Source organism: Bacillus sp. V3-13 (assembly GCF_002860165.1).
Taxonomy (GTDB): domain Bacteria; phylum Bacillota; class Bacilli; order Bacillales; family Cytobacillaceae; genus Bacillus_BJ.
This window is the reverse complement of sequence record NZ_PGUZ01000026.1, coordinates 25,767-39,181: the sequence shown is the minus strand read 5'-3', so window position 1 is coordinate 39,181 and position 13,415 is coordinate 25,767. Positions and strand designations below refer to the sequence as shown.

The following is a 13,415-nucleotide window of genomic DNA, read 5'->3' as shown; positions in this document are numbered from 1 at the left end:
TGGAACACCCTGAAACCCGAGGACAAGAAGACAATATCTAATTCCTGTTTTCTACTCTACTAAGAAAACCTTGAATTCTGGCGCACGCATGAAATTGCGAAACCGGGATATGCTTCGAAAAAACAACTGCATCCCCCGATTCCCCTTTCGACCCCAACTTAAAAAGCTTGAACAAAAGCCCTCGTCATTCCTACAATAGTGTAAACGACATGATTCTGGAGGATCAGCATGGAACCTTATTTATTGGAAGTAAAAAACGGATATTTGACGTTCACAATCAACCGGCCGGAAAAAAGAAATGCGATCAACTATGAGGTTATGGATGGTTTGCATGAAGCGATCGAGGTGATGAAGCACCCCGAATTGAAGGGCTTGGTCATTACCGGAGCAGGCGATGATGCCTTTTGTTCAGGTGGAGATTTAGCGGTCTTCCATCTTCTGAAAACTGAACAGGAAGCATATGGGATGCTCTCAAAAATGTCGGAAATTCTTTTGCGGCTGCTGCTGCTTCCGAAGCCGGCTTTTGCTTTTATGAACGGAACAGCTGTTGGCGGCGGCTGTGAGCTTGCCGCTGCCTGTGACTTTCGAATCGCGAAAAAAGGAGTTAAAGCAGGGTTCATTCAAGGAAAACTAGCAATCACGACGGGATGGGGCGGAGGTACGATTTTAACCGAAAAAATTCCTGCTGCCAGCGCAATAAAAATGCTGATGGAAGCAAGAGTGTATCAAACGGAAGAGTTAACGAAACTAGGATTTATTGATTACATAGTAGAAGATAACGATGTAACATTCATCAATGATATTGAAAAGATATTTCCTCTCGAAGGGTCGGTTCTTGCAGCATACAAAGCAATGCTCGTAAGAAAATGGCTTGCAACCAATATCGCTTCGCGAATTGAAAAAGAAGTAAAAGAATGTGCAAAATTATGGGAAATGGAAGAGCACCATAAGCTGGTTGATCAATTCATGGAGAATAAATAATTTAGATTTTCTTTTTCACAACATCATCATTGCAGTCTATCTTTCCTAGCAGTCGCATAAGAATAAATAAGGTGAACTTCTATTAAAGGACCTTTAGTTTTCCTTTGTGGCAGTTATACGGTTTATGCAGGTTTTAAACTTTTAGCCGATTCTTGATGGAGCAAGCTGAAAAGGCCTGCTGGACTCCACTCACTAAACGCTGGGAGGGATTTATGAATGTCAACGACGCGCCAGGATGCCTGGTCACAGGATGAAGATTTACTGCTTGCCGAAATCGTTTTGCGGCATATAAGAGAAGGTGGAACGCAGCTGCAGGCATTTGAGGAAGTAGGTAAACAGCTGTCTCGAACGGCAGCAGCATGCGGATTCAGATGGAACTCCTACGTACGTAAACAATATAAATCAGGGATCGAACTGGCCAAGAAACAGCGGAAAGAACTAAAGAAAAATCCAGAAGCATTCGAAAAAGAAAGCCCGAAAGAACCGCAGCCTTCCGTCCAGGCAGAGCATGCCGAAGCCCCAACTGACCCGGGCCCTGATCCGGAAATTCGTTTTGAACAGGTCATTCTTTATTTAAACCAGCTTTACGAACAAGCGGGGCGGACCAATACCAGTGATTCCGGCAACTATGAAGCGAAAATTAAAGACCTGGAGAAAAAAACCTTCTATCTTGCTGCTGAAAACGAAAAGCTGTTAAAGGAACTAAAAACGGTTGAAGAGGATTACAGGGCGTTAATTGAAATTATGGAGCGGGCCAGGAAAATTTTCGTTTTACAGGATGAAGACAGGCAGCAGCAAAAAGTGAAATTTCAAATGGATAAAAACGGAAACCTTGAAAGGGTTGAAAAATAACAAGGCGGACTTTATTAAGTCCGCCTTGTTATTTAAGTCAAGTCCAAATCATGCATTTTACAGGTTCACCTGCTCTTTAACCCCCTCAGGGAACCATAAAAGCGGGTTTTCACCCAAGTCGCGGTCCATATCATACGTGACAGGAACAAAGTCCATCTTTTCCCAGAATCCCTGGGACCGAACTCTCGGACTTGTCTTGATTGGCATGTTAAAGCTTTTAGCGAAGTCGACTAATGCTTTGCCATAGCCTTTCCCTTGATAATCGGGCAATACTTCAAGCTTCCATAACTCGAGATAATCCTGGGGCGGGTCAAAATAGCGGTTGAATTTCCCTTCAACCTGATATAAGCTCATTCTCGCCACAAGCTTATTTCCAAAATAAATGCCGTAAAAAGGTGAATCACTGTCATTTTCAATAATATTGGCTTCGAGATCCTCGAGCATCGATAGTTCCTGAAGGCCATATTCTTTAAATTTTTTAAACTCTTCAAGAGTTTTGTAGTTTACCTTTAATCTCTCTACTTTATACCCCATCATAAAATCCCCCTTCGCCTGAATTGCGTGCTTCACAGTATAATTTATTGTCCACCGGAATACGATGGATTGACGCTTCTAAAATTAAGGCATTTGTGCATGCATGAAAAAGTTTAACTTATTTCGATAAAATAATTATATAATAAAATAACAAAAAATTCTGCACATAAACACGAAAGCGTTTTCAATTAAAAGCAGGAATCCGCGAGAAGATTGTAGAAATTCTCTATGGAGCCTGGCAATAAGCGAAGAAAGGGGAACGGGAATGCGCAAAGTTTTAATTGCGAACAGGGGAGAAATTGCGTCAAGAATTATCAGGACGTGCCATGAAATGGGGATTGAATCGGTAGCTGTTTTTTCAGATGCTGATCAGGACATGCCGTATGTGAAGGAAGCAACCAGTGCATTTCGAATTGGGGAGCCCCCCGTAAATAAATCATATTTAAAAGGAAATGACATATTGGAAATTGCCAGAGCAGAAGGGGTGGAAGGGATACATCCCGGCTATGGCTTTTTATCGGAAAATCCGAATTTTGCAAGAGCTGTCCGCGAGGCAGGCATCATCTTCATCGGCCCTGAACCTGAAACGATTGAGCTGATGGGAGATAAAATCGCGTCAAGGCAAACGATGAAGAATGCAGGAGTTCCGGTTGTGCCTGGAAGTGAAGAAGGCCTCTCAACATTGGAAGCTGCAACGGCATTCGCCGCTTCGATAGGCTATCCCGTTATGCTGAAGGCGAGCGGCGGTGGTGGCGGGATTGGAATGGTGCGCTGTGAAAATGAGCAAGCGCTCGCTAAGTTTTTTGAGTCCACAAAAGCCCGGGCCAAAGCTTATTTTGGAACTGAGGAAGTATTTATTGAAAAGTATATCGATAACGCCCGCCATGTCGAAGTGCAAATTTTCGGCGATGTGCATGGAAACATCGTTCATTTATTTGAGAGGGATTGCTCGATCCAGCGGCGACATCAAAAGGTTATCGAAGAAGCACCTTCCCCGTCTTTATCCGGGCAGGTCAGGGAGGAAATGTATAAGACGGCGATTAAAGCTGCGAAAGCCGTTAAATACGTGAATGCCGGGACGATTGAATTCATTGTTGATGAACAGGAGAATTTTTATTTTCTTGAAATGAATACAAGGCTCCAGGTCGAACATCCGGTCACAGAGCAAATTACCGGACTTGATCTCGTAAAGTGGCAAATCCTTACGGCGCGGGGTGAACCGCTGCCGCTTCTCCAGCCTGATATTTTACAAAAAGGCCATGCGATTGAATTCAGGCTGTATGCAGAGGATCCGGTCACTTTTATGCCTTCGCCGGGAAAAATTGCCGCTTTCTCCTGGGAAGAACGGCCGGGAGTCAGAATCGATTATGGTTACGAAGAAGGCAATACAGTCACGCCTTTTTATGACCCGATGATTTCGAAGTGTATTTTTTATGGAGAAACACGAATGGATGCCATTCACAATGCAGAGCAATTTCTTAACAGCCTGTCTATTGCCGGAATTAAAACGAATGCGCCGCTGTTCAAAGAAATCGTGAATGATGCTGATTTCAGGAATGGCACTTATTCAACCGGATATTTATCAAGCAAATCATTTGCTGTGAAATAAGGAGGAGCTACATATGAAAGAGATTACAGCTACGATGGCAGGAACGATCTTAAATACGCTTGTGCAAATCGGGGATGAAGTTACAGCAGGCCAGGAGGTTTTGATTCTTGAGTCAATGAAGATGGAGATTCCTGTCGAAAGCCATGCTGCAGGAAAAGTGGCTGAAGTGAAGGTCAATATCGGTGATTTTGTCAATGAAGGGGATATACTCCTCGTTTTGGAATAATCATTGTTGATCATCAAGTAATAGCTTGCATTTTTCAGGTGAAGGAGGAAGAGCATGACAACAGCAAAGAGTTTAGAAGAAAAGCTGATCGAAAAAAGCAGGCAAATTGAAGCGGGCGGCCACCCGAAGTACCACGAAAAGCTGAAAGGGCAAAACAAGCTTTTTGTCCGCGACCGCTTAAGGCTGCTATTTGATGAAGGAACGTACAAGGAAGATGGCAAATTTGCGAATTGTCTCGAGGATGACTTGCCTGCAGATGGTGTCGTTACAGCAATTGGCAGGATTAACGGCCAGACGGTTTGTGCGATGGCCAATGATTCGACTGTAAAGGCGGGATCATGGGGGGCACGCACTGTCGAGAAAATCATCCGCATCCAGGAGACGGCTGAAAAACTGAAAGTGCCGATTTTATATTTGGTTGACTCGGCAGGAGCAAGAATTACCGATCAACTCGAAATGTTCCCGAATCGGCGCGGCGCCGGGAGGATCTTTTATAACCAGGTAAAGTTGTCCGGCATGGTGCCGCAAATTTGCCTGTTATTTGGCCCTTCTGCGGCAGGTGGTGCGTACATCCCGGCTTTTTGTGATATTGTCATTATGGTTGACCAGAATGCCTCCATGTATTTAGGTTCCCCGCGCATGGCAGAGAAAGTGATTGGCGAAAAAGTGACGCTCGAGGAAATGGGCGGTGCCCGGATGCATTGTACTGTCAGCGGCTGCGGTGATATGCTCGCATACAGTGAAGAGGAAGCGATTGAATCTGCCCGAAGATATTTAGCCTACTTTCCGGCAAGCTTTCAGGAGAAACCGCAAAAAGCGGCAGGCATCTCCGCAAAAATGGGCCGTAATTTAGAAGAAATCATTCCTGTGAATCAAAATGCGCCTTTTGATATGTACGAATGCATTGACGCGCTCATTGATGAGGGCAGCTTCTTTGAAATCAAGAAACTGTTTGCTCCTGAATTGGTCACAGGGCTGGCAAGAATTGACGGAAGAGCCGTCGGGATTATTGCGAACCAGCCAAAAGTAAAAGGCGGAGTGCTGTTCGTCGATTCCGCTGATAAAGGAGCAAAATTTATTCAGCTCTGCGATGCTTTCCATATCCCGTTGATCTTTTTGGCGGACGTGCCTGGATTTATGATTGGCACAAAGGTAGAGAGAGCAGGGATCATTCGCCACGGTGCAAAGCTAATCGCCGCGATGAGCTCGGCGACAGTGCCAAAAATTTCGGTCATCATCAGAAAAGCCTATGGTGCCGGGCTCTATGCCATGGCAGGCCCGGCGTTTGAACCGGACTGCTGCATTGCGCTCCCGACTGCGCAAATTGCCGTAATGGGACCGGAAGCTGCCGTCAATGCAGTTTATTCAAATAAAATTAATGAAATTGAGGATCCAAAAGAGCGAATCGCTTACGTTCAGCAAAAACAGCAGGAGTACAAAGAGCATATCGATATTTACCGGCTAGCTTCCGAAATGATCGTTGATGATATTGTCGCCCCTGGTGAATTGCGGGATACTTTAATTGACAGGCTTGCCTATTACGAGACAAAACAATTGACGTTCAGCGTCCGCAAGCATCCTGTCTACCCAGTCTAAAACATAAAAACAGCCCTTGCCATACATTTGGCCGGGCTGTTTTTTATACAATTTTCAAAAACGTATTGAAAAAATGCTCCTTTTTTCCCATGTTTTTTTATATTCTGCTAAAATATGAACTAGAAATACCATTAGAGGTGCTTTTTATGAAGATTGGAATTATCGGCGGCGGCTCAATCGGCTTGTTGTTTGGCTATTATTTGCAGTCTTATCATCATGTAACGATTTTTACTCACTCCATTGAACAGGCGGAAGCGATCGGGGCTACTAAATTAACATGTGTGAAGAACGGACAGCCGGATTCTGTTCCTGTCGGAGCGCATCCGTTTGTATCATGGAGCGGAGCAGATGAGCTGACGATTATTGCAGTCAAAGCTTATCAGCTGCCTGCTGTTCTTGAGCAAATCAAGCTAAAATCAAAATCGCCTGGCACCGGCACCTTTTTGTTTTTGCAAAACGGGATGGGCCATTTGCGATGGCTGGACCAGCTGCCTGCCAAAGATATTTATGCCGGTTCCGTTGAGCATGGTGCGCACAGGACTGGAGCAGCAAGCGTCACCCACAACGGTACGGGCGTTACAAAAGTGGCCGTTTTCAGGGGAAGCGATTCTTTGCTAAAAAAGTTGATTGCTCCGTTTTCAAGCGAGTTTCCATTTGTCCTTGAAGATAATGTCGAAGAAATGCTGCTCAGCAAGCTAGTTGTCAATGCGGTCATCAATCCGCTTACGGCGGTATTAAATGTCCGAAACGGCGAATTGATTGAAAACCCGTATTATCATCAGCTTTTACAAAACATGTTTATCGAAATTAACGATGTTCTTGGCTTGCATGATGCAGATTCCCACTATCAAAATGTGCTTGGCATTTGCAAAAAAACGGCATCCAATTATTCGTCGATGCTGAGTGACATCAAAAACGGCCGAATGACCGAGATAGATTCGATTCTGGGTTATGTTGTTGCTGAAGCGGAACGGAAACAAAAAGAGGCACCGCTAGTACATGCTTTTTTCCAGTGTATTAAAGGAAGGGAGTACGGGGGAGAGGAGTTATAATGGAATCTGTTTTTTCATTTCTTATCGCTACATTCGTAACAGTACCTTTGCTTGGGTACATACTTATTTTTGTGATCGCCAAGCAGCTAACGAAAAACCATCGCAGCTCCGTACAGCTTGCTCTCGACATCAGCACGTTTTTATTGATCATTTCAGTCCATTTCCTGATTGTTACGATCTGGGACAAATCGTTCTTATGGATCATTTTGCTCGGGATGATCGGCATTGCAATCGTATTTGCTTTCCTGCACTGGAAAATCAAGCATGAAATTAATCTTGCTTCTCTTTTTAAAGGATTTTGGCGGTTTAACTTTTTGCTGTTCTTTTCCGCCTATATCCTGCTGATTATTTTTGGCCTCATTCAAAGGGTTTCCATGCATATTTCTTTGCCCTGAAAACTCCGCGGGCAAAGTTTTTTCTTTTCTATAGTTGAGAATGCTATACTCTATAAAGAACGAATAAAGAAAGGGAGTACATTGAATGGAGATGATAAATCTCTCACTGCCGGGAACAAGCCGGTTTGCAACCGATTATGCTGAGTGGCATCCAGGCATGGAACGGTTTTTTCATTATAAATATCATGAACCGGCCGCATACTGGAGCCGGATCGAAGAGCTGAACAACCGCAAATTCCATCGGAATGAACTGGCAGACCATATTTCAGCTTTTATGGCAGACTTCCCCGGATCGGCTGCCATCAATCAATCAATTCAAAAACTCAGGCAAGAAAACAGCGTTGTTGTCATAGGCGGGCAGCAGGCCGGAATCTTGACAGGACCTTTATATACCATACATAAAATTATTTCGATTATCACCTTTGCAGAGCAGAAGGAAAGAGAACTGAACATACCTGTTGTGCCTGTTTTCTGGATTGCCGGCGAAGATCATGATTTTCAAGAGGTCAACCATGTATACGTATGTGAAAACAAACGCGTTGAAAAATGGAGCTATCCTGAACGGATTCTTGAAAAGAAAATGGTCTCAGATATCCAAATAGACGAAGACATTTGTAAAAGATGGATTGAAGAAGTTTTTCAGAGTTATGGGGAAACAGAGCATACAAGCCGACTGCTTCAATTTGCCGGACAGTTGCTTAAGAAAAACATTAGTTTTGTCGACTTCTTCAGCGCAATCATTATTGATTTATTTAAAGAATATGGGATATTAATCGTAGATTCGGGAAACCGGGAACTGAGAAAGCTCGAAAAAGAGATTTTTACGAGACAAATAACGGATCATCAGCAGATTACAGACGCGGTTCATTTCCAACAGCAGCAACTTGCCAGGGCTGGCTATAGCAAGACGATCGAAATCGCTGAAAATGCCGCAAACTTATTTTATTACGACAGTACTGTCAATGAACGGATCTTGCTTGAATATCACCCGGAGGAACAGCGTTTTATCGGCAAAAATGGCCGCGTTTCCTTCACTGATGATGAGCTGATCGAATTGGCGGCTGAATTCCCTGAAAGGTTAAGCAACAATGTTGTCACAAGGCCATTAACCCAGGAATGGCTATTCCCCACGCTTTCGTTTATTGGTGGTCCCGGCGAGATTGCGTACTGGGCAGAGCTGACAAAGGTTTTTGAACATTTTCACATGAAGGTGCCACCGATTGTTCCAAGGTTAAACATGACAATTGTTGACCGTTCACTGGAAACAGACTTAACAGACTTGGACATCGACCTTGCCGATGCTTTAACGAAAGGGGTCGAAGCTGCAAGAAACCATTTCCTGGATTCGATTAAAGACGGTGAGCTCGAAAGCTTGTTCAACGAAACGAAACAGCAGTTCAATGAAAAATACCAGCTGATTCAAAAGGAAGTAAAGCAAAAATATCCCGGACTGCTTCCTTTACTGGAGAAAAACGAAAAGCTCGTCCAGAGCCAAATCGATTTTATGGCAGATAAGCTTGACCTCGAAGTACGGCTTCGCCATGAAATTACGTTAAATAAAATGGCGAGGATCGAGAATGCGCTTAAGCCGCTTGGACTTCCCCAGGAGCGGGTCTGGAATATTTTTTACTATTTAAACAAGTATGGACCTGAATTTGTCGATGAACTCTTAAAGCTGCCGTACAAGTTTGATGGAACCCATAAAATTATAAAAGTTTAACGCGTGACCTTATCTTTGATGATAAGGTTTTTTTTTGCGTTATTTTCCTGTAAATTTCATTGTCACACCTGAATTTTATTTCACCTGAAGATTGCCGTTTTCATACAAGTGATTGCTAAAAGCAAAGAGAATATTTAAAAAAGTGTGGTGAAAAGTGGGGGGATGTGGTACATTTTAGATAGAAAGTGGGGTAACGGGCATGTTCATGGGTGAATACCATCATAACATTGATAATAAAGGCCGCTTAATCGTGCCCGCCAAGTTCCGTGACAGCCTTGGCGAAATGTTCGTTTTAACACGGGGCCTTGATCAGTGTTTATTTGGCTACCCCATTTCTGAATGGAAGCTGATCGAAGAAAAACTAAAAAGCCTTCCATTAACGAAAAAAGACGCCCGCGCCTTTACCCGTTTTTTCTTTTCAGGTGCTACAGAGTGTGAGTTGGATAAAATGGGACGAATCAACATCGCTGCTCCGCTTGTCCATTATGCAAAATTAGAAAAAGAATGCGTCGTGCTAGGTGTTTCCAATCGAATTGAAATATGGGGCAAAAGTATTTGGGAAGAATATTTTGACCAATCTGAAGAATCTTTTGCAGAAATTGCCGAAAATATGATTGGTTTCGATATATAAAGGGAAACTTATATCGATATAATTCCCTGCTCGTTTGATTGGAAGGATGAAAAAACAATGTTTGAACACACAACAGTATTGCTTCATGAAACAGTAGATGGACTAAATATTAAACCGGATGGTACATATGTGGATTGCACACTGGGTGGTGCCGGGCACAGCGCCTTAATCCTTTCCAAGCTGTCAAAGGAAGGCAAGCTTTATGCCTTTGACCAGGATAAAACGGCGATTGTCCATGCTTCGGAGAAGCTCGCTGAATACGGTGACCGCATCACGCTCATTAAAAGCAATTTTGCCAATTTGAAAAAAGAGTTGAATGACCGCGGTGTACAACGCGTTGACGGCGTATTATACGACCTCGGCGTGTCCTCCCCCCAGCTTGATACCGCTGAGAGAGGATTCAGCTACCATAACGATGCCCCGCTTGATATGAGAATGGATAAAACCGGCGATCTATCGGCTTATGAGGTGATCAATAACTGGCCTTACGAGAAGCTGGTAAGGATTTTTTTTCAATATGGGGAAGAAAAGTTTTCCAAGCAGATTGCCAGAAAAATTGAGGCAGCACGAACGGCAGCACCGATTGAGACGACAGCCCAGTTGGTGGATCTCATTAAAGAAGCGATTCCTGCCCCGGCCCGCAGAAAAGGCGGACATCCGGCCAAACGAATTTTTCAGGCGGTCCGGATTGCCGTTAATGATGAACTTGGGGTGTTTGAGGATTCCCTCGGGCAGGCCATTGATTTGTTAAACCCTGGAGGGAGAATCAGCGTGATTACCTTCCATTCTTTAGAGGACAGAATTTGCAAAACAGCTTTTAAGAAAGCGAGCGAAGGGCCTGAACTGCCGCCCGGGCTGCCGATCATTCCGGATGAGTACAAGCCGAAAATGAAGCTGATTACACGCAAACCGATTGTGCCCGGCGAAGAAGAGATCAAACAAAACAACCGGGCCAGATCTGCAAAGCTAAGAATCGCGGAAAAAATATAAAAAGAAATGAATTTTTGAATCGGAGGGGAAAAGATGAGTAATTTAGCAAGAAAGTTACAGCAAGAGCAACAACAGCGGCATGTTGAAGTACCAAAAAAAGCATCGGTGAAAAGACCATGGCTGACCCCTGGTGAAAAATTTCTTGGAATCGTATTTGCTGCGGTGATCAGTATGGGTGCCATACATATTGTTTCAAGCCAGGCAGCCATTTACGAAGTGAACAAAGATATTCAGGTTCTTGAAAGCTCCATCCAGGAACAGCAAAAAGTAAATGGTGACCTGGAAAATCAAGTGGAAGAGTTAAGTACATCTGAACGTATCAGGGCAGAAGCAGAGAAGCTTGGTTTAAAGCTTAATGAAAATAATGTGAAGGTTGTGCAGGATTAATGAGGAAGCAGCCTAATATGAATGCGGGAGCAGCGGGATTATTTATTATATTCAGCTTGCTCTTTTTTGTCTTAATATACAGGTTTGTTTCCATTCAATGGACCGGTGAAGTAGGCGGGCAGGCACTTGCAGCCAGAGCGGAGCTCAAACATACAAAAGAAAAAGTGTTGGAAGCAAAGCGCGGAACGATATATGACCGCAACGGTGAGACTATTGCAGAGGATACGACTTCCTATACTCTGGCAGCCATTTTGAATGACTCAATGACGACCGACCCAAAAAAACCACAGCATGTGACAGATCCGAAAACAACAGCGAGGGAACTCTCAAGGTTTATTGATTTAAGTGAGGCGGAAATCTATAAACAGCTGACAAAAGAGGGTGTGTTTCAAGTCGAGTTTGGAAAAGCGGGCAGTGATATCTCGCGTGATACAAAGGAGCAGATCGAAGCGTTGAAGCTGCCGGGGATCATTTTTATGAGAGATATGAAGCGCTTTTATCCAAACGGTGTCTTCTCTTCCCATGTCGTCGGTTTTGTTGAAAAACAGGAAGGTGAAAATGGGGCAGTTTCCTCAGTTGGAAAGCTCGGTTTGGAGCAGCAGCTTGATACCATTCTAAGGGGGAAACCGGGAATTGTTCAATATCAGGGTGACAGATGGGGATTTTTACTCCCGGATGGCAAGGAACAAATTACCCCGGCTGAAAATGGCAAAGATGTTTATTTAACACTGGATAAAAAAATTCAAACATTTTTAGAGGACGCGATCAGCAAGGTCGATAAAGAATATAAGCCGAAGAAAATCGTTGCGATTGTAGCAGATCCGAAAACAGGAGAAATTTTGGCGATGGCCCAGCGTCCGACCTTCCATCCGAAAACAAGGGAAGGGCTTGAAAAATCATGGTATAACGAAGCAATCGAAACTTCGTTTGAGCCTGGTTCGACGATGAAGATTTTTACGCTTGCTGCTGCAGTGCAGGAAAAAGTCTTCAACGGTAATGCTTATTATCAATCAGGAAGATACAAAGTTACACAGAACTCAGCTGAGATTGGTGATCATAATGGTCATGGCTGGGGATCAATCACCTACCTGGAGGGAGTCCAGCGGTCATCAAACGTTGCGTTTGCAAAAATCGCTGCTGAGCAGCTTGGATTTGACAGATACCGCGAATACTTAACGAAGTTTGGCCTGGACAAGCCAACCGGCATTGACTTGCCAAACGAAGTATCAAGTAAAATCGTCTATACTTACCCGATTGACAAAATTACGACGGCGTATGGACAGGGAACGGCAATCACGCCGATTCAACAAATTCAGGCTGCAATTGCGGTTGCCAATGACGGCAAAATGCTCAAGCCCCATGTCATCGATAAAATCGTGGATTCGAAGACAGGCAAGGTGATCGAGGATTCCCAGCCGGAGGTGACTGGTCAGCCGATCTCGGCTGAGACAGCAAAAGAGGTAAGAGATATTCTTGAAACGGTTATCACATCTGAAAAAGGTACAGGGCACGAGCGCTACCAAATTGATGGTTACGATGTCGCTGGGAAAACGGGAACTGCCGAGATTTCCGGTTCCGGTGGATACTTGAAAGGCAAGCAAGACTATATTTTTTCATTTTTGGGAATGGCTCCAACGGACAATCCAGAATTGATCATGTATGTTGCGGTCCAGCAGCCAGAAGTAGCTAGTTACTTCGAAGGTTCGAAACCTGTTTCAGAAATTTTTAAACCCGTAATGAAAAGCAGCCTGCAATACTTGAATATTGAATCGGTCCAGCAGAACGTGCCAAAAGTAAATAAAATGCCGGATCTCGTCAATACAAACGTCGCCAATGCGCAGGAAACTTTAAAAACAAGCGGCTTTGACATTGTAACGATGGGCAATGGAACAAATGTAACGGCCCAGCTTCCCGGAAAAGGAGCCAACGTTCTTGCCGGAGAAAGGGTATTTATTCGTACAGAAGGCGAGCTTGAAGTTCCGGACATGAAAGGCTGGTCGCGCCGCGAAGTGATGAGCTTTGCGAAAATAGCCAATCTTAAGCTCAATGTAACAGGGAACGGATATGTCGCCGAGCAAAGTTTGCCGCCAGGTGCTGCTCTCGCAGAAGGCGAATATTTAATTGTCCATCTCGAAACGCCCGGACAGCTTGACAAAGAACAAAAAGCCGGAGAAGCAGCGGAGTCAGCTGAAGCAGTGGAACCAGATGCAGCTGGCAAGCCGGATGAAACAGGCGAAGAAGCAGAAACTGAAGAAAACGTGCAGGACTGATCTCAGGAGGCAAGAACCGTTCTAAACGTAATTGTACAAGCATATAAATGAACGAGCCATAACCGTGAAACAAACCCGGGATACAGAGGATTTGTTGATCGATTCGGTTTTAACAGGGGATTAAACTGGCTGTCAGTTTAGTCCTTTTGTTTAAACAGGACTACAAGGAGGT

The 13,415-nt window shown here is 44.1% G+C and carries 13 protein-coding genes; 12 read left to right on the top strand and 1 reads right to left on the bottom strand.

What is annotated here, in order from left to right:
- Positions 1 to 228: 228 nt before the first annotated feature.
- Both CU633_RS10430 and CU633_RS10425 read left to right on the top strand, forming a co-directional pair.
- Positions 229 to 981, top strand: coding sequence for an enoyl-CoA hydratase/isomerase family protein (locus tag CU633_RS10430; RefSeq protein WP_101660159.1), 753 nt, complete (start codon positions 229 to 231; stop codon positions 979 to 981).
- 216 nt (positions 982 to 1,197) lie between these two features.
- Positions 1,198 to 1,833, top strand: coding sequence for an RsfA family transcriptional regulator (locus CU633_RS10425; protein ID WP_101660157.1), 636 nt, complete (start codon positions 1,198 to 1,200; stop codon positions 1,831 to 1,833).
- A 57-nt stretch (positions 1,834 to 1,890) separates the two neighbouring features.
- Here the strand turns inward: CU633_RS10425 and CU633_RS10420 are convergent, their stop codons facing one another.
- Positions 1,891 to 2,367, bottom strand: a complete 477-nt coding sequence (locus CU633_RS10420; RefSeq protein WP_101660155.1) for an N-acetyltransferase — start codon at positions 2,365 to 2,367, stop codon at positions 1,891 to 1,893.
- A gap of 265 nt (positions 2,368 to 2,632) precedes the next feature.
- On the opposite strand from CU633_RS10420, the gene CU633_RS10415 reads away from it, so the two are divergent.
- The 10 genes from CU633_RS10415 to CU633_RS10370 all read left to right on the top strand — a co-directional run bounded on the left by CU633_RS10415 (position 2,633) and on the right by CU633_RS10370 (position 13,243).
- Positions 2,633 to 3,976, top strand: a complete 1,344-nt coding sequence (locus CU633_RS10415) for an acetyl-CoA carboxylase biotin carboxylase subunit (RefSeq protein WP_101660153.1) — start codon at positions 2,633 to 2,635, stop codon at positions 3,974 to 3,976.
- A gap of 13 nt (positions 3,977 to 3,989) precedes the next feature.
- On the top strand, positions 3,990 to 4,202 hold the full coding sequence (locus CU633_RS10410) for an acetyl-CoA carboxylase biotin carboxyl carrier protein subunit (protein ID WP_101660151.1): 213 nt from the start codon (positions 3,990 to 3,992) through the stop codon (positions 4,200 to 4,202).
- Between the two features lie 54 nt (positions 4,203 to 4,256).
- On the top strand, positions 4,257 to 5,798 hold the full coding sequence (locus CU633_RS10405; RefSeq protein WP_101660149.1) for an acyl-CoA carboxylase subunit beta: 1,542 nt from the start codon (positions 4,257 to 4,259) through the stop codon (positions 5,796 to 5,798).
- A gap of 146 nt (positions 5,799 to 5,944) precedes the next feature.
- Positions 5,945 to 6,850, top strand: a complete 906-nt coding sequence (locus CU633_RS10400; protein WP_101660147.1) for a 2-dehydropantoate 2-reductase — start codon at positions 5,945 to 5,947, stop codon at positions 6,848 to 6,850.
- A complete protein-coding gene (locus CU633_RS10395; RefSeq protein ID WP_101660145.1) occupies positions 6,850 to 7,245 on the top strand; it encodes a DUF3397 domain-containing protein in 396 nt (131 codons plus the stop codon). The genes CU633_RS10400 and CU633_RS10395 overlap by 1 nt, the downstream gene beginning before the upstream one ends.
- 85 nt (positions 7,246 to 7,330) lie before the next feature.
- Entirely contained in the window at positions 7,331 to 8,965 is a 1,635-nt protein-coding gene (gene bshC / locus CU633_RS10390) for a bacillithiol biosynthesis cysteine-adding enzyme BshC (protein ID WP_101660143.1), read from the top strand.
- Positions 8,966 to 9,164: 199 nt separating this feature from the next.
- Positions 9,165 to 9,596, top strand: coding sequence for a division/cell wall cluster transcriptional repressor MraZ (mraZ, locus tag CU633_RS10385; protein ID WP_101660141.1), 432 nt, complete (start codon positions 9,165 to 9,167; stop codon positions 9,594 to 9,596).
- Positions 9,597 to 9,653: 57 nt separating this feature from the next.
- On the top strand, positions 9,654 to 10,586 hold the full coding sequence (gene rsmH / locus CU633_RS10380; protein ID WP_101660140.1) for a 16S rRNA (cytosine(1402)-N(4))-methyltransferase RsmH: 933 nt from the start codon (positions 9,654 to 9,656) through the stop codon (positions 10,584 to 10,586).
- A gap of 33 nt (positions 10,587 to 10,619) precedes the next feature.
- Positions 10,620 to 10,973, top strand: a complete 354-nt coding sequence (gene ftsL / locus CU633_RS10375) for a cell division protein FtsL (RefSeq protein WP_101660139.1) — start codon at positions 10,620 to 10,622, stop codon at positions 10,971 to 10,973.
- Between the two features lie 17 nt (positions 10,974 to 10,990).
- Complete coding sequence (locus CU633_RS10370) at positions 10,991 to 13,243, top strand: penicillin-binding protein (protein ID WP_257958624.1); 2,253 nt, start codon at positions 10,991 to 10,993, stop codon at positions 13,241 to 13,243.
- Positions 13,244 to 13,415: the final 172 nt, after the last annotated feature.